This window comes from Rhizobium tumorigenes (assembly GCF_003240565.2).
In the GTDB taxonomy this organism is placed as follows: domain Bacteria; phylum Pseudomonadota; class Alphaproteobacteria; order Rhizobiales; family Rhizobiaceae; genus Rhizobium; species Rhizobium tumorigenes.
In genome coordinates, this window is sequence record NZ_CP117257.1 from 256,165 (window position 1) to 280,711 (window position 24,547).

General features: G+C 51.6%; 19 protein-coding genes and 2 pseudogenes. 8 read left to right on the plus strand and 13 right to left on the minus strand.

Going from position 1 to position 24,547, the window contains the following annotated elements:
- Window positions 1-33: 33 nt before the first annotated feature.
- A complete protein-coding gene (locus PR017_RS22735; protein WP_279619559.1) occupies window positions 34-1,071 on the plus strand; it encodes an IS110 family RNA-guided transposase in 1,038 nt (345 codons plus the stop codon).
- 1,730 nt (window positions 1,072-2,801) lie between these two features.
- Here PR017_RS22735 and PR017_RS22740 read toward each other — a convergent pair.
- The 3 genes from PR017_RS22740 to PR017_RS22750 all read right to left on the minus strand — a co-directional run bounded on the left by PR017_RS22740 (window position 2,802) and on the right by PR017_RS22750 (window position 7,598).
- Complete coding sequence (locus tag PR017_RS22740; RefSeq protein ID WP_111218080.1) at window positions 2,802-3,635, minus strand: IS5 family transposase; 834 nt, start codon at window positions 3,633-3,635, stop codon at window positions 2,802-2,804.
- Between the two features lie 624 nt (window positions 3,636-4,259).
- Window positions 4,260-5,408, minus strand: a complete 1,149-nt coding sequence (locus PR017_RS22745; RefSeq protein ID WP_111217018.1) for an NAD/NADP-dependent octopine/nopaline dehydrogenase family protein — start codon at window positions 5,406-5,408, stop codon at window positions 4,260-4,262.
- Window positions 5,409-6,764: 1,356 nt separating this feature from the next.
- Entirely contained in the window at window positions 6,765-7,598 is an 834-nt protein-coding gene (locus PR017_RS22750) for an IS5 family transposase (protein WP_111218080.1), read from the minus strand.
- A 214-nt stretch (window positions 7,599-7,812) separates the two neighbouring features.
- On the opposite strand from PR017_RS22750, the gene PR017_RS22755 reads away from it, so the two are divergent.
- Entirely contained in the window at window positions 7,813-8,445 is a 633-nt protein-coding gene (locus PR017_RS22755) for a RolB family protein (RefSeq protein WP_111219456.1), read from the plus strand.
- Window positions 8,446-9,854: 1,409 nt separating this feature from the next.
- Complete coding sequence (locus PR017_RS22760; RefSeq protein ID WP_111219446.1) at window positions 9,855-10,232, plus strand: hypothetical protein; 378 nt, start codon at window positions 9,855-9,857, stop codon at window positions 10,230-10,232.
- A 911-nt stretch (window positions 10,233-11,143) separates the two neighbouring features.
- On the opposite strand, the gene PR017_RS22765 is transcribed toward PR017_RS22760, so the two are convergent.
- Window positions 11,144-11,503, minus strand: a complete 360-nt coding sequence (locus PR017_RS22765) for a transposase (RefSeq protein WP_111219448.1) — start codon at window positions 11,501-11,503, stop codon at window positions 11,144-11,146.
- 851 nt (window positions 11,504-12,354) lie between these two features.
- On the opposite strand from PR017_RS22765, the gene PR017_RS22770 reads away from it, so the two are divergent.
- Both PR017_RS22770 and PR017_RS22775 read left to right on the plus strand, forming a co-directional pair.
- Window positions 12,355-12,924 (plus strand): RolB family protein, encoded by a 570-nt coding sequence (locus PR017_RS22770; protein WP_111219450.1) that lies wholly within the window; start codon window positions 12,355-12,357, stop codon window positions 12,922-12,924.
- 382 nt (window positions 12,925-13,306) lie between these two features.
- Window positions 13,307-14,367 (plus strand): IS630 family transposase gene (locus PR017_RS22775; RefSeq protein ID WP_206423162.1). Its coding sequence is split into 2 segments (ribosomal slippage): window positions 13,307-13,793 and window positions 13,793-14,367, totalling 1,062 coding nucleotides; the frame shifts between segments, so codons are not numbered across the junction.
- A 1,053-nt stretch (window positions 14,368-15,420) separates the two neighbouring features.
- Here the strand turns inward: PR017_RS22775 and PR017_RS28585 are convergent.
- Window positions 15,421-15,510: pseudogene (locus PR017_RS28585) on the minus strand (IS6 family transposase); the annotation flags it as partial.
- A 197-nt stretch (window positions 15,511-15,707) separates the two neighbouring features.
- Window positions 15,708-16,462 (minus strand): IS5 family transposase gene (locus PR017_RS22780; RefSeq protein ID WP_111219454.1). Its coding sequence is split into 2 segments (ribosomal slippage): window positions 15,708-16,129 and window positions 16,129-16,462, totalling 756 coding nucleotides; the frame shifts between segments, so codons are not numbered across the junction.
- A gap of 121 nt (window positions 16,463-16,583) precedes the next feature.
- Between PR017_RS22780 and PR017_RS22785 the strand changes: the two genes are divergently transcribed.
- Window positions 16,584-17,798 carry an IS701 family transposase gene (locus PR017_RS22785; RefSeq protein WP_142832624.1) on the plus strand — a complete coding sequence of 405 codons (1,215 nt, stop codon included), beginning with the start codon at window positions 16,584-16,586 and terminating at the stop codon, window positions 17,796-17,798.
- 134 nt (window positions 17,799-17,932) lie between these two features.
- On the opposite strand, the gene PR017_RS22790 is transcribed toward PR017_RS22785, so the two are convergent.
- On the minus strand, window positions 17,933-18,334 hold the full coding sequence (locus tag PR017_RS22790) for an MATE family efflux transporter (RefSeq protein ID WP_247750636.1): 402 nt from the start codon (window positions 18,332-18,334) through the stop codon (window positions 17,933-17,935).
- Between the two features lie 228 nt (window positions 18,335-18,562).
- On the minus strand, window positions 18,563-18,934 hold the full coding sequence (locus PR017_RS22795) for a hypothetical protein (RefSeq protein WP_209187080.1): 372 nt from the start codon (window positions 18,932-18,934) through the stop codon (window positions 18,563-18,565).
- Window positions 18,935-19,665: 731 nt separating this feature from the next.
- Here PR017_RS22795 and PR017_RS22800 point away from each other — a divergent pair.
- Entirely contained in the window at window positions 19,666-19,926 is a 261-nt protein-coding gene (locus PR017_RS22800; RefSeq protein WP_111223090.1) for a DUF6894 family protein, read from the plus strand.
- 390 nt (window positions 19,927-20,316) lie between these two features.
- Window positions 20,317-21,396: an IS630 family transposase gene (locus PR017_RS22805; RefSeq protein ID WP_111223089.1), complete on the plus strand. Its 1,080-nt coding sequence runs from the start codon at window positions 20,317-20,319 to the stop codon at window positions 21,394-21,396.
- A 196-nt stretch (window positions 21,397-21,592) separates the two neighbouring features.
- On the opposite strand, the pseudogene PR017_RS22810 reads toward PR017_RS22805, so the two are convergent.
- The 5 genes and pseudogenes from PR017_RS22810 to PR017_RS22830 all read right to left on the minus strand — a co-directional run.
- Window positions 21,593-21,850 (minus strand): annotated as a pseudogene (locus tag PR017_RS22810) (hypothetical protein); the annotation flags it as partial.
- A 363-nt stretch (window positions 21,851-22,213) separates the two neighbouring features.
- Entirely contained in the window at window positions 22,214-22,384 is a 171-nt protein-coding gene (locus PR017_RS22815) for a hypothetical protein (protein WP_154677490.1), read from the minus strand.
- A 185-nt stretch (window positions 22,385-22,569) separates the two neighbouring features.
- Window positions 22,570-23,022 (minus strand): hypothetical protein, encoded by a 453-nt coding sequence (locus PR017_RS22820; RefSeq protein WP_111223088.1) that lies wholly within the window; start codon window positions 23,020-23,022, stop codon window positions 22,570-22,572.
- Window positions 22,985-23,779: a hypothetical protein gene (locus tag PR017_RS22825; RefSeq protein ID WP_111223087.1), complete on the minus strand. Its 795-nt coding sequence runs from the start codon at window positions 23,777-23,779 to the stop codon at window positions 22,985-22,987. Before PR017_RS22825 ends, PR017_RS22820 begins: the two co-directional genes overlap by 38 nt.
- 143 nt (window positions 23,780-23,922) lie before the next feature.
- A complete protein-coding gene (locus tag PR017_RS22830; RefSeq protein ID WP_111223086.1) occupies window positions 23,923-24,333 on the minus strand; it encodes a SyrB-like regulator in 411 nt (136 codons plus the stop codon).
- Window positions 24,334-24,547 lie beyond the last annotated feature (214 nt).

The window sequence follows — 24,547 nt, forward strand, 5'->3', positions numbered from 1 at the left end:
TTGATCGGCCACAAGCATCGAAAGGAAGCAGCCATGATGTACTATGCTGGAATGGACGTGTCTTTGGAAGAAACATCGATCTGTATCGTCGACGAGACCGGCCGGATCGTGAAGGAGACGCGGGCGGCGAGTGAGCCGCAGGCGTTGATCGCAGCACTTGAGGATATTGGTCTGCCAATGGAGCGCATTGGCCTTGAAGCGTGCTCGCTGACGGCCTGGCTGCATGACGGGTTGCGGGGCGCGGGATTGGCAGCGATTTGCATCGAGACGCGCCAGGCCAATGCGGCAATGACGACGATGCCCAACAAGACCGATCGCAATGATGCACGCGCCTTGGCACAGATCATGCGCCCCGGTTGGTTCCAGCAGGTGCATGTCAAGAGCCGCCAATGCCGGCTGTGGCGCTCGCTTCTGGTCGCACGCCGGACGGTGATGAACGAGATGCGCTCGATCGAGAATGTGGTGCGCGCCATTCTGCGGGAGGGCGGCATCAAGCTTGGGACGCCAAGTCGGGCAGACTTTGCAGGAAAGGCGCGCCAGATAGCGAACAGCGATCCGCTGGTGATGGCGCTGGTCGAGCCGCTATTGGCCGTGCTTGCCACGATGCTGGAACAGTTCGCCCAACTGACGAAACAGGTGCTCGACGTTGCCAAAGGTGAGATGACATGCCGTCGGCTGATGAGTGTGCCCGGCGTAGGACCGATCACCGCGTTGGCCTTCCGTGCCACCATCGATCGCCCAGACCGGTTCCGTCGGTCGCGCGATGTCGGTGCCAATCTCGGCCTGACGCCGTCGCGCTATCAATCCGGCGAGACCGACATCCAGGGTCGGATCAGCCGATGTGGTGACGAAATCGCTCGAACCGCGCTTTATGAAGCAGCTCATTCGCTGCTGGTGCGGTCGAAAAAATGGTCGAGCCTCAGGGCCTGGGGCATGAGCATTGCCAAGCGCCGCGGCATGGCGCGGGCACGCGTCGCAGTCGCCCGAAAACTTGCGGTGATCCTGCATCGCATGTGGTGCGACGGTTCCGCATTCCGTTTCGGAAAGCAGGCCGACCTCGCAGCAGCCTGATGATGAACAACCGGAGGGAAAAGGCACAAACAGCAAGTTCTGCTTGAAAGGCAAATCGGATCGTTCCCGTGGGGACGATGGGCAAGGTGATCTCGTTTAGAGTCTCGAACCTGAGGGCGAAAACCCCAAGGTCGTGAAACAGATTGGGACACCTTGCCTTCCTGACCCCATCATGCGGCGGCCACGCGCCGACCGCGAAGAGAAGCGAGTGACCCGCGGGGCGGTATGATCCGAAATTTAGATCGGGAGCAGCTTGACTTCAACGATCCCAATCAGAGAAGACTCTAAGGACGCAGCCGGCTCATAAAAACCGGCGCAATCCGATCAGACTAGCCCGGCTCCGATACGCGCGCGAGGCCCTATCCCGCGGCCTTCCTCGGATGCTTACTGAGCAGCAATGGAACGTGTCGCCAAGGCAGTGAGGCATGGCAGGATATATTCTGATGTAAACCATGCACGTTTACAATACGTCACCACGGAACGGGGCGGTGACGGAAACCTATAGAAATACTCCGTTTTCGTTGCTTGCAGATGCATTTTGCATGATCAGGTAAGTCGGTGCGGTGTCTACTGAAGCTAAGGTTCGACGTAAGTGGCACCTCTGGGCAATAAGTCGTAAAGATGAGGGGGCAATTTATCCTTGACATATTCATAATTTCACGTGAAGATCAAACATGATTTGTTGGAATCTGTCAAAGTAAACGGCGAAGTAATGAATGGGTTTAAAACTCGCCTAAAGTCGTGGTAAAGCGATGATGTGATAGGTAGGTAGCAAATAGACCCGTCAAACGTCTCAAGCTGACACCGACAAAAGACTATGTGAAGAAAATACATGGCGAAATTGGTGCAAACTAATCGAACCGCTGTACTTTATACAATTTTTTGTGGAGCATAACCTCGATCGGAATGGCCAACGTACTATTTATAGATACGGTGGAGTTTACCATTTGCGCTAACTGCACTGTCTGCGAAATGCACGACTTCCGAAATATTCCCGTACAGTACCACGACCTTGAGGCAGCTGCTAATGCGTTCAAAGCCGAGCGTGGAACCGAACCTTGTGTAGGTCCCGAACTCATACTCACAGCTCGCGCGCACGTCTTTGTTTACGGAGGTCAATCCCTTCTTGAAGAACTTCTCGCCAGGACAATTATTCTTCCAAATGGCGTGACCAGGTGGTTCTGCTCTTATAGTCCCTCGCAGGTGGTTTCATCTGGCCTTGCCGCCGACAATGGGTGGACGCATTATGTAGCTTTGTTTCCTAGCAACAAATTTATCCTTGCTCAGGGCACAATGGATGGATGGCTTCACAGGACTGATGCACGTTACACCTTATATCCGGTGATTGCGGTCGGGACGCTCCTGTAAGGAGAGATGGCTCAAATTACATGAATCCGGATTTCACATCCTAATTCAGTATTCTGCTTTTTGAGATGGAAAAACTTCTATATTGCTTAAGAGCGCTATATATAGCAATATATGATATGTATCAATAACCTTTTAGATGAATGGATTATATCCATCTATTATATATAAAAAAGTTTGTATTTAAATAGCGCGTCGGTAGAGGATGATTGAATTTATGTGGCACGATTTTATACAATTGAGTTTTGAGTGAAATTGCTCCCCGTGTAAAATTTTGGGTCACAAGGCCCAGCGGACGCCCGCTTCTCTTTATATATTCCGCAAAGCCTCCGTACCGAGCGCTAAGAGTCGGACTCGAAAAGGCTTCAATGATATCGATACCTTGCGAGCCGCCGGGTTATCAGGCGAATGTGGGCGATCATAATCCATGCCTCTGAGGAGGCGATGGATTTTTCGACGTCCTTTGCTAGCCTGCGGCATCTGCCAAGCCACGCGAAGGTCCGCTCGACGACCCAGCGTCGTGGCAGAACTTCAAAGCCTTTCGCTTTGTCCGAGCGCTTGATGATCTCGACCGTCCAGCGTCCGATCTTCTTCAATCGCCGCTTCAACTTATCGCCTGCATAGCCGCCATCAGCGAAGACATGCAGCAACCATGGCCACCTGTGGCGGATGGATTTCAGAAGATCAGGAGCACCATCGCGATCCTGGATGTCGGCGCTGTGCACCATGAGACCGACCATCAGGCCAAGCGTATCGACGATGATATGGCGCTTTCTCCCTTTCGTCTTCTTACCTGCATCATAGCCTCGTATGCCACCGCTTTCCGTAGTTTTCACGCTCTGACTATCGATCACACCAGCCGTCGGACTTGCCTCTCTGCCCTCCAACTCGCGTGCCTCCATCACGAGATGATGGTTGATGCGTGTCCAAAGTCCCAGTGCCCGCCATTCATAAAAATAGCGCTGGACCGTTGAACAGGGCGGAAAATCCTTCGGCAGCATCCGCCACTGGCAACCGGTGGTGGCGATGTAAAGCAGAGCATTTACGACCTCGCGCAAATCAGTGGTGCGAGGTCGACCCAAGCGGCGGGGCATCGGCAAAAAAGGCGCAACCAGTTCCCATTCCCGATCCGTCATGTCACTTGCATAGCGAGCCGTTCGCCGGGCATATTGCCGACGGGTGATTTCAGTCCAGGCCATCGTGAACTCCATCGAATCTTTGCAAATCCGAAGGAATCATAACCTGTTGAAATCACCCACCTCTTTTTGAGGCAGCCAATAAGATCGTGTCCTGTAGCGTAGTGTAGTTTTTTACATCCACGGCATATCCCGGTCTTGGCCGGAGGGAATATCGGTCCCGGTAGGGACGATGGTTGCCCATCGCCCCCCGGCCAGATCCGTACGTGCGGCATTGTTTCCAGCGTCATATAGCGGAACCGCTGGACGGCCCATTTGATGGCATGGACCGCTCCCTCTCCCTCAGCAAAGATGGCGGCTGCAATATAGAGTATAGGTGGCGCTACGATTCAAATTAAAGTTGGCCTAAAACCAGTATTGATAGAATACTGATTATGAATGGAACCACATAGAGCAATCGAAAGATTCACGCAAATCAACAGATTACGTGTTGTGAATAAAAAAATAAAAAAATTGAACAAGCAATAGAAAAACAATATTGTATTAAATATATTAAAGTCGAAAAAGGAAATAGATAAATAGAAAACACACAGAGGCAGATGCTTTACACAAGCGCTTTGCACATTATTTAGACATTTTATTCCGATATCATCGAATTTATTTGATAGTAGCGCCAAGGGTCAGCGACTAGTCGCTGCGCGCTCCAAAGATTGACAGTTTTGTTACATCGAAGGGAAGGTCTCCTAGTGAGGACAGGGTACCAGGAGCGTCTCCCCTTGCCGCTTTTATCAGGGACATGATGCTCTTTGTGACGGGAATTTTTATGCGGCACGATTTAGCGATTGCGCAAACCATTTGCATAGTGCGAATCTCCTCTGAGAAATAACGATGCCTCAAGGTGTCTGGACAAGCAAAGTTGACGTTGTAAGGGAATGGTGCCAAGCTAAACTCCCTCATGTTGACATAGTCAGTATTTGACTGGGTATTGCACTCTGCTAAAACAGTGTCCAGTGTGAGCCCCAAGGCCTTCGCCACTTCAAGACGCTCCTTGTCTACAGCATCTATCACATTACAAACGTACGTATTGGTGCCTTGGCCGTAGAAATAAAAGAGATGACCCCCGCCCACACGAGTTTCTAGCTCCATGCGCCAACTCTCGGCACGCTGAGTAAGAGAGCCTTCTGGATCGCGAAGCCTGCCAATGTTGAGCGTTGCGGAAACTGCATGAATGACATAGTTGGAGAAAAAAAGCGAGTGAAGCGGCGAAATGGCAGTTATCGTGGTGCCAAAGCACTTCTGTAGAGTTGCACTAGTTGAATTTGGAAGTGCAAAGTTGCCATTTGCATCGTACTTCACTGGGTAAGAGGAGACACCAAACGAAGGCAGGATCGCTTTGATGTGAACTTCGTTGCCTTGCCCGCCAGTCAGCTTTGCTGTTACGGGAGAGTCGTCAGTTTCCAGAATTCGTGTGGACATCAAGCGAGATGCGTAGTTAACAGTGAAGCCATGCCCGCAGATGACGAGCAAGCTTTTTTTCAGTACGAACCTTTCAAGATCCCTAACGAATCCCTCGTGCACATCAGCACGGGTCGCAAGGATCAGAAATTTCGCTGAAGCAAGCAGGTCGGACAATTCCTCGTATACCGTGACCTCATACTTTCCTTCGATGAGGCCGCTGGCTACGATTCCACCATTCTGGCGGATCGAAGGCAGTGAACCGGTATGATTCGCAGGTGCCCACATCAATGTCGGAATTTTCCGGCTCGACAACCAGGCCGCCAATGCTGTTCCGGCGTGACCGGCTCCAAGAACACCAACAGTAAGTTCAGATGCCATTAATCAATTGATAAGACTAAGATGGAAGGCTTATTTGATTGGAGTGGATAAAAACGTGGTTGAAGATCAATTTATAGAGCGTATTTCCCTAGGGCTTAAGCACACAATATTCTCGAAGAACAACGTGAAGCAACCATAAAGAAGGTCGCAGCCCTTACGCTAACAATATCCTAAAGGCATATTGCTCATGAAGGCAGGTTACGTACGAAGCGTGCGATACTTTACGTGCCGCTCAAATGAAACGTAGGAATGACGCATTTCCTTAAGGCACATATGCGTACCCCCGGTTAAACGTTGCCGCATCAATTAGGGATGCAGATGGCCAAGCCCGACAAAATGCGATTGTGGAGGATAAATGCAATAACAGGTGTATTCATGAGTAGGGGACTTTTAGAAGGTGCATATTTAGCTAACACAATGCGGCCGAACAGAATGCGATACGACAAACGTTGGAAATCCCAGACACCTATGTCGATGCCGATCGTGAATACAGTGAAAACATCATAGATCTGAATGAAATATAGCCGTAGAATTAATCCGCGCGAATTAAAGGCGCTTTTATAATTGGATGTGCGATACAATACGGACTGCCGATAGTCCCGATAGAGCAGTGCTAGTTATCCCATAATTTGAAAAATGAAAAGTTCGTGTCAACAATAAGAGGGATATACGCTATTAATAATATAATATTTTCGTCAAAACTGGGATTTGAAGCAGTAGTGCATAAGTGAGATTTATAATTGCAGTTGATAACATTTTACTCTGAAATAATATATTTAAAATTAAGTATTAGTCTTTATTTAAATGTCTTAATTCTCAATTGAGCGAATAGACAATAAAAATATTGTCGCTCTAAAAATTCCATATTGTTTGCCTGGAAGGTGGGGCAGGCTCAGCTAGCTAAAGTGTGGCTGTTGAATGGAGAATCCGCTCAAAGATTCACTTATACGCGTCCTCATTGATCAGAGCCCATGGGCCCATTCTCGCGCATGAAGAGCCAGAGATTTTCAACCAGGTTCAGCTTGGGTGATTTAGTACTACAGTTGCGTCTGCCTCAAAATCATGATTCACTTCTGTTGTTTGACGGGAGGGTATACGATGTCGGTTTCGTGTTGGTCTGGATCAGTGGTCACTATACGTTGGCTTCCCAAGAGCGACGTAAGCGTGTCGTCGCCACCATAGGTAGCAAGACATCGTTAATCTGTTTTCGCCACCATTATTGGAATTTCAACAATATGTTATCGTTCGTGCAGTAATTCCAAGTTTTATCATATAAGATATACTGTTGATTACATATCAAAAAATTCGCTTAAAAAAGGTTGGCTTGGAAGTCTTAGAGTCGGACTCGAAAAGGCTTCAATGATATCGATACCTTGCGAGCCGCCGGGTTATCAGGCGAATGTGGGCGATCATAATCCATGCCTCTGAGGAGGCGATGGATTTTTCGACGTCCTTTGCTAGCCTGCGGCATCTGCCAAGCCACGCGAAGGTCCGCTCGACGACCCAGCGTCGTGGCAGAACTTCAAAGCCTTTCGCTTTGTCCGAGCGCTTGATGATCTCGACCGTCCAGCGTCCGATCTTCTTCAATCGCCGCTTCAACTTATCGCCTGCATAGCCGCCATCAGCGAAGACATGCAGCAACCATGGCCACCTGTGGCGGATGGATTTCAGAAGATCAGGAGCACCATCGCGATCCTGGATGTCGGCGCTGTGCACCATGAGACCGACCATCAGGCCAAGCGTATCGACGATGATATGGCGCTTTCTCCCTTTCGTCTTCTTACCTGCATCATAGCCTCGTATGCCACCGCTTTCCGTAGTTTTCACGCTCTGACTATCGATCACACCAGCCGTCGGACTTGCCTCTCTGCCCTCCAACTCGCGTGCCTCCATCACGAGATGATGGTTGATGCGTGTCCAAAGTCCCAGTGCCCGCCATTCATAAAAATAGCGCTGGACCGTTGAACAGGGCGGAAAATCCTTCGGCAGCATCCGCCACTGGCAACCGGTGGTGGCGATGTAAAGCAGAGCATTTACGACCTCGCGCAAATCAGTGGTGCGAGGTCGACCCAAGCGGCGGGGCATCGGCAAAAAAGGCGCAACCAGTTCCCATTCCCGATCCGTCATGTCACTTGCATAGCGAGCCGTTCGCCGGGCATATTGCCGACGGGTGATTTCAGTCCAGGCCATCGTGAACTCCATCGAATCTTTGCAAATCCGAAGGAATCATAACCTGTTGAAATCACCCACCTCTTTTTGAGGCAGCCAATTAGTCAATTAAATCGGTGCTAACGGTCTTAAGGTGGACGTCACCCATGACGTGATAACATCCGCATGTAGATATAAGGGTTTGCTATTCCACTCCGATTTAAGCATAATAAACTCGCTAGAAGGTTTTCTAGCTATGGCAGTCTCAAGTTGGGCAGTTCGTGATTTTTCTCTTATCTCCAGAGAGGCCGAACTGAAAGTTCGTCTAGAGCAGGCACGTACAGATTTCAGGGCTATGCTCACTGATATTGTGTATTTCAATCGTTCCAGTGAAAACCCAAATGAGTTCGATGATGAATATATTTTGACCAATCAAGCCATCACTTTTGTTTATGTTAATCAAGCTACTGCCATGGCCTGTGCATTCAATCGCTTCCTCCCTTCCAGTTCCTCTAACTGTGGGGCTGTGGCTACCCAAATTCCGCCGTGGCTTTTAAGCTCTCAACAGTTGAACCACATACTGCAGGAGCGTTGCGATCAAGGCGGGCTGGTCAATTACTACAACGGCCCACAGGCAAATACTTCCTTTTTGGCAATTTTTACGAGCTCAGTTTTTGTGCGATTCGGAACAGAACGCATTAATGGTGAAAGCTACGGCTTCTACTCTAGGCACGGAAACTACACGGAGGAAGGAGAGGATGATGAAGACGAGGACACGCAGATCTATGAGGAGCATGAAGATCACGAAGTGCAGGCAAGAGAGGTCCAAATTGGTAATCTGATCCATTATCCAATTTTTGCCTTTGGAACGGGCCACTTTTCTCTATAGACCCTTCAAATGAACAAAAGTATCTCGGCCATAAAAAGACAAGAGGAGCGATGGAGCATCGGCGTCAGAATGGGAAATTGTGAAAAGCTATTCCTGTTCTGTGGAGACTAATATTAATGAAATCTGGGAAAGGTTTTATTAGGATGCTTAGTTATAAATACAAATCAATATCATTGAGTGTATAAAAAAATATATATTCGATTAATTCTCCTGACGGGAGTTTATGTTATCGTATCTCGCATAAAATTATGACTGCCATAAAAATAAATGTTTAAGCATATATTATTTTGGAAAATAATATATTTAATTTATAGACAGTAATTCTGTATCCCGTTGAATGGCGCTGCTGATAGATAATGGCGTCGAAGGACTGAGGAGACGCTGAAAACTCGAGACAGATCCCATTCGATCATAAAATATGTCCATTTTTTACTTACTACACGTATTGGCGTCCTGTGGCATATTACGAGAAGATCACAATATTAATTTTTAAATTGATAAAAGTATTATCGATATCCAGTGTCTTATCTCCATTCAGTCCTCAAATCGATTGCCTATTAGACCCGAACCATTTATTAGCTATGACGTGTAAATGCCTCGCGAATCTCCTGCCGAAGTGCCTAAGCAAGTGTCCCAATTATGTCGATGTGCGGAATGGAAATTGTCTTTTTAAATGACTGCTTTGTCCAAACAAGATTGAAATGTGTGATCTGAAGTCACTTTCGTCAGTGAAGACCGTGTTAGTTGCCCGTGCCCGCAATTTACGGGATATAGATGCAGAGCGGATGGATTTGATGAATCTGAACTCCTTTCAAGCTTTTTGAAAAAGAGGCGCGACACTTTCATCGCCGTTGTCAAGGAGATCACTTGAATAACTGTTAACGTTTTCGGGTTGATAAATTTACCCTCGTGATGCCGACTGAAATGTGGGACCATGACAATGGTTGACTTTCGGTGCTAAAGTAAACAGCGATAGATTGACGTAATATATTTCGGAGTGAACCGAAAGCAAGTCGTGCCTTTGCGTAAGTGTGATGCATATGATGTTTAGTACGCCGAAGGGTTGTCGATGCGATCCAGGTCGGAGCTTTCAGCCACATTGGATATGCGCCATCTGCGGCGAATTTGTTGTTTTACTGCAAATTCGCAAATTTGAATTAGGGATTGGTCTATAAAGTGGTGGGTAAGATATTGGGGTCTCGGGAAGAGTTATGCCGAGAAGTCAGACGTGCTTGGAGAACCGAGTTTATACAAAAAAATCTTAAGGCATTAACTTGAATTCTCTGCCCGGGGTCGTGGGCCAAGTTTTAAAAACTATTGCGTAATGCGGAAATTCGGGCGCTTATTACGCTAGGATGCCTATTTAACCAGAAAAAACTGCGATATACCCTTACAAGAAAAAAACCACGATGAACTTCACAGACATTCCTTCGGCTTCCCACGATCTAGCTTGGGCAAAGCAGAACTTTATCACCGACCACGGTCAGTTCCCGGTTTTGAATTCTGGTGAGAAAATCTCCACCAACAAGCCACTTCTATATAGGTACGGAGGAGCCGAACTGATATCCCAAATCGAGGACGGATATTTCAAACTCGCAGCGAAACGGGAGATAACATTTGTTGCCAATGCGCCAAATGTGGTGAAATCATCAGACAGCACTGCGACCTACTACGTCGCTATATTCCCAAGCACCTACTTTTTGCATCTGAGGCAGCCTGTTCCCTACTTCGCAAGATGCCATGACTCAGAGACTTTGTATCCTGTTGTCGCGTATGGAGCAATGTGAAAATTTAAGAAGTGCGCGGCTTAGTGCCCGTGCTAGCCTTAAAGATATTCGCTGCTCACCGTCGCCAAAATGTATTGTATGACCTTTGGTCAAAATTTACTATTTTCAATAAATCAGTACTTGATACGATGTTTCGGATATTAATAATATGTAATCTAATTAAATGTTTAATGAAAGAAATTCTGTTATCATGTGCGCCTGATGAAACGAGTAAGGGCCGGATAGATGTTCAGACAGAATATCCTACTTAGCAAATAGGCTAGTTAATCGGCTCGCTAGGACTAGTTACGGCCAAAGATGTAAGCCTAGGCCAGATCCGCAGCGCCGCTGGCAACGGCAGAGAAGCCTGCCATGATCCAAGAGCCTATGAATCGGACGCTATATACACCGTAGCTTCTTCCATGGCATACAACCGAACCAGTTGTTTACTTGCGTAGGTTGTTGACCAAAGGGCCGCTCATGCTTCTTCAGGTAGTGACGTCATGGCGTTCCATAGTTTGCAAAAATTGGTAAATTTGCAAAACAACACCCTTCGTGCGGATAGGCGCCTGATGAATGGTCTAAGCCCATTTTTCCACGGGCCAGACCAGACGGCAACTCACTAATGTACTCATTTAAAATGCAAAGCGAAGTCAGCGTTGCCACGCAAGGTTGAATTATGAGTTGTTGTAAGTTTGTGCCGTCGCCACCCGTGACATTAGGAAAACCTGACAAGATTTATTGTCGGTAATGCCCACTCCTGTATTTGTTGGTAGGTTTGTCCACGAAATGAGAGAACTTGTTGAAGTATCCCATCGGGTGATTTAAGGCATTGAAGTTGGACATATTTTTGGGACTCGTAGCCGCCACGTGGTCCAAGATTTTCATATTGTGGCAGGCTTTTTGCAGCCTTTGATGACTTTAGAGTCCATTCAAGAAAGCGGGTAGCGAGCGAGCCTTCTGGTCATGAGCTTTATCATTGCGGTTTGGATGAAGGCGAGGCTTGTGGCTGAGAAACGTTCAAAATCCTTTGCCATTCTGGGGTTTGTGCCGAGCCACGCCAGCGTTTGCTCGACGATCCATCGCTTTGGGAGCACCTGGAAACCGACCTGGTTACGTTTGACAATTTGCATCGGGCGCGGACTTGCCTCTTCGACCTTGGGGCCCTGATAGCCGCCATCGCCGCAGATTTGCTCGATGAATGGAAACCGGTTGGCGAGCCTGTTGAAAACAAGTGCCGCTCCGTCGCGATACTGAATTCCTGCTGAGTGGACTTCGGCTTTCAGGAGCATGCCCAAGGTATCGACCAGAATGTGCGCTTGCGGCCTTTTATCTTTTTGCCTGCGTCATAACCGATATCAAAACGGGCGTCCGGGCCAGTCTTCACCGACTGGCTGTCGATGATCGCAAATGATGGTTGCTCGTCGCGCCCCTCAAGCTGCCGCGTTCGGCAATAAAGCGCATCATGGATACGACGCCAGGTTCCGTCCCGGCAGAACCGTTCGAAATAGTTCCGGTGCGTAATTAACGTGACCTAAATAAGGAAATTAGATAAATTCATTCAAACAATAAAAAGTGGCGCAGCCTTCGATGCATGCTAGAATGATAATGTTTAACGTTACTATGATACTATGTAATTCCGAAGATGGCGGAATATTTTAAACAGAGATTCGGCACTTCTCTATGATTTGATATCTCGTTGAGAGAGATCTGCCACGAGCACGAACACGTGAAGCGTCTTCCTGAGATCCACGTTAGCTGTGTTATCAGTAGCAAAGTCAAATTGGTCGGGCTGCCGCCTTAGGAGACTTTTAGCGCACATGAATGCGACCCGACCGGCGCGAAAGTTGGGGTCACACCGTGTTTTTGAGGTGATGCTGCAATAAGTGCGCTGGTTGACTCGTGCGATACAAGTAGGGTTCTCTAATCACGTGGTTTAGCCGAAACTCGCGCCAATCTCTCGCGGGGCAAATGATTTACGGAACCATGTGAGGATGAGAGAAAGCCTCGCCCCATTTCGGGCGTTAACAGGCTGGCATCAGGTGTTTCCGTTTCTATAAATAGAAGCGCGCTAAGGGTGTTCCCCACAGCAGAAATTTGATAGTCGAATTATTCAGTACATTTCGATCTCCACCTTAAGAAGATGGCAGGCCTTTCTGACGCTGTAGATCTCACTGGTTTTTACAATCCGAACGAGGTTGAAACGGCTCTGGACAACGCTGTGGCACTCTACAGGACACTTCGCGAACCGGCTCGTAGTATTCGCGGTGGACACAGAGCCAATGTGGACGGCCGAAATTTGTACGTCTACTCACGAACTGAGGACATCGACCTTGAGGGACAGGTGCTCTATATCTACATTAACGCATCCACTATGAATATGTGCGTTGCTGGTCAGCAGTTGCATTCCAATGCTGCGAGTGGTGCCGTCAGGGCAACGACGCTGCCACCATTTCAGGTGAATGTCACTGCCGCGGCAGTTTGTCAAGCCTTAAGAGGACTCGGAGACGGTGGGGTTATCTCTTACATCGATCAGGTTTATTGCTCACACTATGTGGCAATTCTTCCGAGCAATCGTTTCGTGCATACTGTCAATATGCAGCTGCAGGACTTGGAAGGAAACGAGCTGACCTACGCGGTCCACGAGCGTCCCCATGACTCCCACATAGTCCGTTATGATATCATTGCATATGGCGTGGCGCTCTTCGTTTAAGAGGGCTGTGCGCGATCAATGTGCCAGAGCGGTTTTTTTTAAGTACAAATAAGCCGAATCCTCCGCTCCGTAGAGCGGTAGGTGCCGTTGTTGCGATGTTGTTTCGCGTGTCTGTTATCGCTTTCTTGTTTATGGCGTCGGCTTATGGCCGCGCTTCACCTTGTACCAACTACCTGCCGTGCAGTAATAAATACGCAATACGCGTAATTAAAAATATATTTCGATTTTAATCGATAAACACTAATTATACTTCTGTCTTAATTTGATTTTCGATTATCTTAAGAGCCTTCCATTAACGTAATACGCGCCCTCGCTGATTTCGACTCTTGGGCTTCCCAAAAGGTGATGAATCTGAATCTCTGACACAAACTGGAGGTTTGCGATGGGAGCAGCGATTTCATTACGTGCAGATTTTGACGCTCAAGGTCTTCGGCGTCTGGCCCGCCAGAGCAAGCATGCTGCTCAAGCGCGTCGTCTTTTGGCACTCGCCGCGATCTATGAGGGAGGCTCACGCTCGGATGCGGCGCGGCTGGGCAATGTGACGCTGCAGATCGTGCGCGACTGGGTACTGCGGTTCAATGCCAATGGCCCCGAGGTGCTGATCGATGGCAAGGCCCCAGGACCCCGGTCACGGTTGAACGATGTTCAGCGGGCCGCACTGGCGAAGGCCATTGAGCGGGGTCCGACACCCTATCTCGACGGGGTCGTGCGCTGGCGGCTGTGTGATCTGGCCCAATGCCTCTGGGAAGATTTTCGTGTCTCGGTGAGCCAACAGACGCTGAGCCGGGAGGTGCGTGCCCTTGGTTATCGCAAGCTGGCTGCGCGACCGAAGCATCATGAGCAGGACCCTCAAGCCATTGAGGAGTTTGAAAAAACTTCCCCGCCGCAGTGGCAGAAATTGCCGCCGGATCGGCCCAAGGAAAGCGCCTAGAGATTTGGTTTCAGGACGAAGCCCGGATCGGGCAGAAGAACAAGATCACGCGCCGCTGGGCCAAGCGCGGAACGAGGCCATCCGCGCCACATGATCAACGCACAAGGTCGGCCTATATCTTCGGTGCGATCTGCCCCAAGCTCGATAAAGCGGCAGCTCTCATCATGCCGTGGTGCGACACCCACGCGATGACGCAGCACCTGGCTGAAATCGCCCGCCATGTCGACGAGGATGCCCACGCCGTCCTCATCATGGATCAAGCAGGCTGGCACATGTCCAACAATCTCGTCGTGCCTGAAAACATCACCATCCTGCCACTCCCGCCGAAATCACCCGAGCTGAACCCGGTCGAAAACCTCTGGCTATTCATGCGCGAGAACTGGCCCTCGAACCGCATCTTTAAGTCGTACGAAGACATCGTCGCTCACTGCTGCGATGCCTGGCGAAAGCTCGAAAGCCAGCCTTGGCGCATCATGTCCATCGGACGCAGAGAGTGGGCAAATGAGTTTTGATCAGTGAGAACCCGTATAAGAGCTGGCGCGGTTCGTCGAGACAGTTTGCGACGATCGCTAAGCGGATTTCCGCCGTTTTTACGCTGCGGCCTTCATTGGGATCAGCGCGTTGAAGTAAGCCTGATCCAGCGTCTGCCGGTCAAGCAATGAATGTGGACGTCGTGAGTTGTACAACAGGGCGACGAACCCACGGGACCGAGGTTCGGGAGCTTTTATATCCGTGGCACCCCTGGTCTGGGCGGCTCGTCCGCATCCATGGACTGGTGGACAAGGGGTCTACCGTGTTCCGCTGTAGCCTATCGGGTTCGACGTCATGCCGGTTGCTCGAAGTCCCGGTGTGGATATTTGACCGCACATTGAGTGCACGGTTGTTGGCCTTGCCAATTGCGTATGCTGATTTTGCTTGCCTTCTTGCTTTGGCAAAGTTGCTAAGAGGCAGGCACTCCGTCACAAGGCTCGTCTATCTTGAATGCCGCGTTCTCGAAGAGACCTGAGATGGGACTGGCTCCTGTGCCCCATCTCCCGCATTGCACGGGGTGGAGCTCACCGCGTAAAGGCAGAAGGTTGGAAATCGGAACACGGGAACTTGGATCGTTTGCCCGGTCGGCAGGTGGTAGGTTTACGCATGTTTTCGTGTGTGCCATCTTAATAGTGGATTGGCAGGATATATATTGATGTTTAAATCGTGCATTCGTGCATTCGTGCATTCGTGCATTCGTGCATTCATGGCTTTGTTCGATAAAGAAAAGCGGATCAATCTGAGGTTGTAACTCTATGCTGTAAGATGCCATGCTTGCATTTGTCTGTGCCGAAACCATACTGCGCTTGTCGCAAACTTCCGCAGAGGCCGCAACTATTCCTTGAGCGATGCCATTTTCATGTTTTGTTAACCTTTATAAGTCCGAAAAGGCGCAACCAAATCGTTCTGATCATTGACTGTCCAGCCGCCGATCTTTGGTATCCGTCCGAGCAAGCTTGCAATTAGATGCCGGCATCGTCAATTTAACGACCACGAAGGTAGACCGTGAGGCCGGCCGAGTTCATCGGTCATGCTCAGGCGATTTTTGTCCACAGGCTCATCGCCGCTGAATGCAATTCGCGATGATGGCTTGAGGGGATGTCGTGGCGGGGGAGTTGGAACAGGTGTAAGCGCTCTTTTCTACGCGCGTTGACGTTTTGTGCTGACCGTGCCGCTCTGCGTTGTAAGCGTCGGGGCGTTCAGGCCGCTTTGGCTTGAGTAAAGTTGAAGGGCAATAGGTCGCCAAGATCTGCGTCTGCGGGGTGCTGAGGCAGCTCAATGAGGACGTGACGAAGCCACGCTAGGCTCAGGACGCGTTAAATCAGAGCCAGAAGATAACGGCGGCCGCGATGCATATGCTTGAGAAGAAGGTGTGAGCGCAACGGTCGTATCGGGTGTGAATTCGCCTCCAGTCCTTGAGCCTGCCGAACATGTTTTCGATCTTGTGCCGCTTTTTGTAGAGCGCTGGATCGTGCGGGATCGGCACCTTGCGGTTTGCCCGTGATGGAATGCAGGCCGTTATCTTGCGTTGCGCCAAGGCGTCTCGAAACCAGTCGGCGTCATATCCCTTGTCGGCAAGAAGCGTCTTTGCCTTGGGAAAAGCATGCAGCATCCGCGCGGCACCTTTGTAGTCGCTCATCTGCCCTTCGCTCAAAAGCAGGATCGGTGGCCGACCGTGACCATCGCAAACAGCATGCAGCTTGGAGTTCAACCCGCCTTTGGTGCGTCCGATACGTCGGGGAACATCCCCTTTTTTAGCAGGCTGGCTGCGGTGCGATGGGCTTTCAAATGGGTCGCGTCGATCATCAATTGCTCAGGCATGCCCCGCTTTGCTGTCAGTTCGGCCAGTATGCGATTGAACACCCCGAGCCTGCTCCACCGGATGAAGCGGTTGTAGATCGTCTTGTGCGGCCCATACTCTTTGGGAGCGTCACGCCATCGCAACCCATTGCGCAGAACGAAGATGATGCCGCTCAAGACACGCCTGTCATCCACGCGCGGAACGCCATGCGATAGCGGAAAATAAGGCTCGATACGGCGCATTTGCGCGTCTGACAAAAACATCAAATCACTCATGGCGGTCCCTCCGTTCGATCCCAGTGAATTAGAACCGAGGAAACCCCGCAAGCTATTTAATAGGTCCTGAGCCTAGCATTACAGTTGCGTATTTTTACAAGTTCTGAATCTATAGGCCTCCATGATTCGGAGGTCATGGATGATGGGTGCATCGATCGAGACAACGTTGGAACTTTGGGCATCGTCGCTGCGTGAAGTTAAGGCGCGTATGCGCGGATTGTTTACGCAGGAGCGCGTTGCAGCATCTGCGAACCTTTTCCTGGACGGCTTGTTAGGTGATGAGCGCCGTAAGACAGGTTGGATGCGCGCTGAGGCGGCTGGCGATCCTGGTCCGTGGCGACAGCAAGCCATCTTGGGTCGTGGACGCTGGGACGCAGACGGACTTCGCGACATTGTGCGCGAGTATGTTGTGGAGCACCTTGCCACAGATGATGCGGTCCTGGTCATTGATGAGACCGGCTTCCTCAAGCAGGGCAAGACATCTTGCGGTGTTTCACGTCAATATACAGGGTCAGCGGGCAAGGTAACGAACTGCCAAATCGGTGTGTTCACCGCCTATGTTTCCGATCGTGGTCATGCCTTTATCGATCGAGCCTTGTACTTGCCAAAGAGTTGGACCAGCGATCCGGCAAGGCTTGCCGCCGCTCATGTTCCTGAAGCTGTAGCCTTCGCTACCAAGCCTGCCCTCGCTGTCGATATGATTCGGCGGGCGCTGACAGCCAAAGTGCCGTTTTCATGGGTGGCAGCAGATGCGGTGTATGGCGTCGGAGACGTCGAAGGAGCGCTGCGCCGAGCCTGCAAAGGTTACGTTCTTGGGGTTAAATCCGACCATCATTTTGGCGCTTGGTCTGGTAAGCCTTTCGTCGCAGGAACCGCTCTTGAGATTGCCCGTGATCTCGATCCGGCTGCATGGCATCGCCTTTCCGCTGGCGATGGCACAAAAGGCGCGCGGCTTCATGACTGGGCCTACTGCGAACTGGCCGATATCGATGCCGACGAATACAGTGATACGCAAACCGGGCTTTGGACGCGTGGCTTGTTGATCCGGCGCAATATCAGCGATGGCGACCTCGCATTCTTCACGACTTGGTGCCCGGCCGGAACAGGCATTCAGACGCTCGTATCCGTCGAAGGTCACCGTTGGGCAATCGAGGATAGCTTCGAGACAGCCAAGAACGAACTCGGCCTCGATCATAACGAGACCCGCTCGTGGCATGGCTGGCATCGCCATGTCTCGCTCGTCATGCTCGCCTTCGCAATGATGGCTGTGATCCGATATCGCGCCAATAATGCGGCACCCCAAAAAAGACCGAGGATGCCGACCATCACGATCTGATCCGCTGGTCCATCCAAGAGGTCCGACGCATTGCGAATAAGCTTGCCCAGCGGCGTATAAAGCCCGCCCACATCATCGCATGGTCATGTTGGAGACGAGCGCATCAAGCTGCCGCCCAACGCGCTCACCTGAAATCAAAATTGCAACTGTAATGCTAGCATAATTGCCGAAAAAATAATGCCGAGAGCGACGTTGATGATAATGGCGTGGGTCGCAAGTTGATTTGCGTCCGCGTTTCGACCTCCGCCGAGCGCTCGCGCAATCCCTGACGAAATTGCTCCGCCGAATGCACCGGCAGACATCATCTGCATCAGCATGACTGCAGGGAACACGAGCGCCATTCCGGCGAGTACATCGGTACCCAGATGGGATAGCCACCAAGTCTCTATGAGCCCAGTCGACGCCTGTACCAGCATGATAAGGACGTTTGGCCAGGCTAGGCGAACAAGCATGGGCAGGATCGGATCTGTGAGCATGCGCCGGATGCGTGGATTCATAGGTGGCGGTTGGGCAATGGCGTCCGTTGCATGTGTCATCGGGTTCCCTCGTCCTTACGCGTAAAACTCTAAATCTATCAATAGATGGCGCCCTTAATTTATTGCCCATGCAAGCCCAAGTCACGCTCATCGGATCAGCGCCCTTCAAACGTTTCGAAGTTAGGACGCATCTGAGCTTCGAGCCGTTTGGAAATCAGAACTGCCACGCTATGACCCTGGAATCAATATGCGAGTGAGCTCTTCACCGTGCGAAATCCGGTATCACTTTTATCTCTGGTCGTGCACAACACCCATGATATCGCCAGACCGCGATACGCTCACAAGCAGGTTGTCGCCGCCACGGGTTGCCTTGACCAGATAACGTTTGCCGACATCCTGGACATTCCTCACTCGGTAGCCGCGACCTTCAAGCAACGTGATGACGTCACCCGGTCCAAAGCTAGACTGTTGGCCGAACCAGCGGTTCTGATCGTCATGATGGCGGTTCCAAGAATCTAGAAAGTTGGATTCCGTGTTCCCGTCGACCGAGTAGGGATCTGAAGGCTCGCCATCGTAGATTACGACCTGCGGGAAGGCCGGTACGGCGGCGATAGCGGTTAGAGCAGCGGCCGCGGTGAACGCGATGACATAACGTGTCATGAATTTTCCCTTTGACTAAAACGCTCTACCCCGTCCTATTTGGCGACCAAGTTAGATCGATGTTTGGAGGCGATGCGTAGCTCAACGACATTGTGCGCCTTGGTACTGTTGCAGTGTGTCGTTTGTTGTTACAAAATGTTGGAGCCACTTTTACGGATCAAACTGCGGCAGTACGGCAGTGGCCCCTTGTCGACTGTCGTTCGAATCACGAGGACAGGAGGTGCGAATTGCGGTGGCGCACATGCATGGCATCGAGCACCTGCCATATAGTGTTCTTACGGTAAATTGGTATTGAACATAGAGCTATCGCTGGAACTGAAAGTTCCATAATAATGATTACGTAGTTTCCGCTAAGTAACTGATACAAGACGGGTTTCGTCTGTCTTCCGGCTCTTAGCGTGAGGTTCCGTCCGTTGGCCGGGAGGCATTTAGGCTTGTCTGTTCTGGCTCGGGGCTTCTCAGCTCGACTTCAGGCGAAATCGGCTTGGATTGAGCATTGAGAGAAAGCAACTGCTCAAGGCGGGCTCGCGAAATGGCTTGGGCAGGGAAACGCATTATGTATCTCTCGATTAACGAGCCTTGATCCTGGCCAACTCTTGTTGATGGTGCAAGCACCCAGACCTTCTGTCCCCAGCGAATTGAGGGGGTTATCGAACCTTACCTTGGAGGTTGGTTGCATGATCTTGACATGCAACTATTGATTTATGATCCCCCGGCGGTAGATACTCAGGATGAAACGCTATTTTTTCCACGTCCGGAACGGGCCAATCTTCTTCCAGGATTTGGAAGGAAGTATAGTGAAGGATCTTGAAGCAGCTATCGACGAGGCGCAACGATCCGTAAAGGAGATCGTTGCGGACAGTACCGCCTCCGGAAAACCCATCGGCGGTCAGCAGTTTGAGATTGTCGATGAAGCTGGCATCGTTTGGGCTATCATCCAGTTTAAGGCCTTCATCCCCCATTCTGGTGCCGAGGCACTTGAGTGGATCTGAACGGCGTACGTCTTACCAAGTCGCTCAAAATTGCGCGCGTAACGCAATTAGCATAAGGCTCACCTGGCAAGGGTCCTGTCTTTTCGAGCGTCATTCAATCTTCTTAGGAAACACAGCTCTCAGCGAGGGTCAGCGGTTTGGCAGCGCTGATTTTCGGTGCGTTGAAACTTAGATGAGCTATGAGTTTTTGACGATTGCCGCACGGAGCTTCCTTTCGTCTGTGATTCAGCATACAGCTTCCCTAAGCCGAATAACACTGTTGACGCAAAGGCGGCAGTTGGGCACCCTTGTGAATGACCAATCTCTGCTAATTCACTCCTAGTGGTTACCGCCTGACATAAGAGTCCCGTATGGGATTCCATTTGCTGGGTTGGCATGCGAGTCTGGCGCATGCGCACAGGAATATCGTTCACCGTTTCGCCAACAGATCACCAACGCCTGATGGCCTTGACCAGGGATCGCAATGCGCCCCAAAAGCACGTCTGGCGGGCCGAGATCATCCTGCTGAGTGCCGATGGCGTCGGGACTGTCGAGATTATGCGCCAGACCGGCAAATCGAAGACCTGCGTATGGCGCTGGCAAGAGCGCTTCGCCACAGAAGGCGTCGAGGGTCTCCTGCGCGACAAGACGCGGCCGTCGCGTATTGTGCGGCTCGGACCCGATGTCGCCGAGCGTGTGGTGGCCCTGACGCTGGCTGATCCGCCGGGCGAGACGACGCACTGGACGGCCGACATGATGGCGACGGCCGCCGGCATCAGCGCCAGCGCAGTCAGGCGTATCTGGAAAGCGCATGGCCTCGCACCTCATCGGTGGCGGCAGTTCAAATTGTCCAACGACCCGAAATTCGTCGACAAGCTGCGAGACGTTGTCGGCCTCTATGTTGATCCGCCAGCCCACGCCGTCGTGTTGTCGGTCGATGAGAAAAGCCAAATCCAGGCGCTCGACCGCACCCAGCCGGGCCTGCCGATGAAGAAGGGTCGGCTCGGCACCATGACCCACGACTACAAGCGGCACGGCACAACCACGCTGTTTGCCGCCCTCAACGTGCTCGACGGCACCGTCATCGGCCGCAACATGCAGCGTCATCGTCATCAGGAGTTCATCCGCTTCCTCAACGCCATTAACGCCCAGGTGCCGGACGACAAGGCCGTCCACGTCATCCTCGACAACTATGCTGCCCACAAGCATCCCAAGGTGAGAGCCTGGCTCGACCGTCACGAGCGTTTCACCTTCCACTTCACTCCGACTTCAAGCTCATGGCTCAACGCGGTGGAGGGTTTCTTCGCCAGGCTGTCGAAGCGGCGTCTGAAACGCGGCGTTTTCCATTCCGTCGTCGATCTCCAGGCCGCCATCAACCGTTTCCTCGTTGAGCACAACAAAAAGCCAAAGCCCTTCACTTGGACCGCCGATCCCGACAAAATCATCGCCGCCGTTAAACGCGGGCACCAAGCGTTAGATTCCATCCACTAGTTAGTCGGAAGGAAGCACGGCAGCCGCGAGCGTGCAAGGCAGCTCGCTCTTTGCGTTGGCAGCCACCTCTTTTCCGCACAGGTCGTGAACGCCTGCTGATTGGCACGCACGAGAGCACTGGCATCGGCAATAACACGCATCCTTCGGGCTTGCCGACTGCGGCAATCCCCTCATCCCAGCGAGCGGCGTTCATGACAGCGGCGGCAACCGCCTTGTCGATCGATCCCCGTGGCGCACCCTGGTTCTTGTGGATTGTCGTCGCATAGCCATGATCAAGACTTTGATAAGAATTTGTGTCTATCTTGACCAAGCCAACTCCATCCCCCGGCGACAGCATACTGCCGTCGAGCTCCACATGTAGTGCGTCGGGCTCGACGGCCTTCACAGTCCCTAGCGTGCCATTCTTAACGCCGAGATCGCGATCGTTCTCCAGGAAGACCATCCGGTCTCGGCGGTGTCGCTGATGTACTTGTGCGGATCGCTATATCCTGCTTGTCTATTGCACGATCGACATGATGTCGGTCGGCGCGATGGCTCCGTGAATGTTTCAAGATCTCTGCGCGGTAGGACATGGCGTGCTCGACTTCGACTATGTCGCGTGTCGAATACCGCGCAAGTGTGATCTCCCCGTTGCCAAGTCCGTCCGCTTCGCTTGCAACTCGACCAGAACAGTTGAGGCTATGACGGATGCAAACGCGTTTAAGATGCTTGGCGGATCCTCGTTGATATATTTCATCAGGATCCCCCGACTGCTGCGTTGAGGTGCCTCGCTCGACTGGATTCAGGTGAGTTCGCAGAAGGCGCCCAAGGCATCGAGTTAGGTGCTCGTGCGCGTAGGGATCGTGATTTTCGTTGTGACGTTCTCATCGGCCGTAACAGTGAAGGTGATGTTATCTTTGTCGCAAATTTCTCCATAAACTTTCGCGGCAGCGGTTGCTTCATCATCCGCCTCGACCAGCGCGGTGTGAGAGACCAGGAAATACGGCATTCATCATCCTTGAAACCTACTTTGAGGGATACATGCGTTAGGCAGAATTGTCGGTCGCTACGAAATGACCGTCTGTATCTAGTCCCTCCCAAGCCGGCGCAAGCTATGGCTCGAGCGCTGTCACAGCGGCGGACTCTTGAAGACCTTCTCCAATGCGCCAAACAAGACTGCACTGCGACACGGCTTCAACTTGCCCCTGAGGCTATTCCAAAACGTTCCAACATTTGCCTAAGCTGTGCATTCTGGTGCCGCAGGTGTTCCGCAACGAGCCGCTTTAGGCGGAGGTTTTCGGCAGAGACCAATGCCAAGTCATCCGAGTGGGTCCCGGCTACATCGATCGCCATCACGACAGAAGGCGCTGCGAGGACATCCTCGTCAATAGACCGGCGGCGTCTTTGAAGACGCTTTAGAGCCTTTACTGTCTGGCGTGTCGGCTCACTGGCGGGCACCTTCACGGCCTGACTATCGTTGGAAACCGCATCTTGCTGATTCTGCTCATTTTTGTCGGGATCAACTGGCGGCATCGCGCGAGGCGTTTCTCCACCGGCCTCGCTGACCTCGGCGACTTCGATCTGCTTTTTCAGGTCGCTTGCCACGTTTTCACGACTGACCAGGGTTTCCGAGTCGGCGTTGTGCATAAACGGAAGGGTTGCCTCGGTATCCCTCACCAGAGCCGCGAAATCGGTATTGCCCCAGATGGATTTCGGCTGTGTTTTTAGTCGCCGGCGTGCCGATTTGATTTCGACGACGAAACTGCGCTGCTGTGTTCTCATTTTCTTCTCTGATTATAGTCTGCGTACTCAGGTGCGTTCGAAGCGCTTGAGCATTTCTCTGAGCTGGGCATTTTTGAATACGTAGCTTTTGCGCCAGCAGATCCTTGAGGTGTTTGATGTCTTCATCCAGGCTTGTCGCGTTTTCAAAGAACGGGTCCCTATTCGAAGATGCGGCAGAAATGGGCAAGTCCGCGATGGCGCCAGGAATTTCGAATGCGAGGACTGTTTTTGCGATCTTCGACCTCGCCTGCCGAAGTTTCGGCAAATGAGCAGCAGCCTCTACCTCTGGCCGCTCCTCTAACAGATCGGAGTTGGATTGCGCTTTTTCCTTTGTCACCTCGGCCTTAGCTGCTTCAGGGTAGTCCAGTGGCAGATTGGGCGTCTCGGGAACGATTTCGTTCTCGATCGACGCCGACGCCGGTGCGAGGTCTTCAGACTCCTCCCCGTCGACTCGCTCGGTTCCAGAGATAGCCTCCTGGGACGAGAGCAGGATAGTCGCAGCTGGCCGCAGTTCTATTTCGACAAGCTTTTGAGCGCTGGCAGGCGCGCCTGCTTCGTCCGCCGTCCCGGAGGATCTTTGCCGGGACAGCAGCTGCGCTAGATATTTCCAAGGTGGTTTCATAGGACGTCTTTCTGAGCGGCAGATGTGTAACGATTCTAACAGCTCCGTCCCGGCTCGAAACCGAGCCAGGATATTTTAAAAGCTAAGCTGTTCGCTAGTAACGGAGATCGATTGCGCGAGCAGCGAACAACGCTGCAGCCAGCTCAAACGCCGAGGCGTTTGCGCAGATCAGCATTTTCCGCGCGCAACTTTTCGGCCAAAGCCTGACGAAGCTTCTTGTTTTCTTCCTCAAGCTGAAGAAGATCAGCCATCTCATCAGCGGCGTTGAGAGGCGCTGGCGGTGTTGCCGGCTGACTAACAGGCTTGGCATTTGCAGGACCCTTGGCCACCGTTTTCTTCGTGGCAGCCGCTACGGTCGTTGTTCCGCTCACTGGTGCGGCTTCAGCCTTGCCAATCCGTTTCTGGCGAACCTTTGGTGTCTTTGCAGCTGCAGCGGCTTCAATCTCGGCCTTAGAACGACGAGGCGCGCGCTGTTTTTTAGACGCAGGCGCCTCAGTTGGAGTCTCTGGTGCTACAACATCAATTTGGGCGCCTGTTTCGGTCTCGTCTGCCATTGCTATCTCTATGTGCGGGTGAGATTCTTTTCGACTTCAGAACGGCTAGTGTCAACAGAACTGCCCTTTATTGCCGTCGGTTTCAATCAATGCGGCTGAAAATCTCGCGAAATTTCCTATCTACAGGACTTATACGGATCCATTCTGCAAACTTTGCCTCAGGCAACGGTTGCTCCCTGCTCCGCTGGGCGTGGTCCTGCTGACTGACGGATCA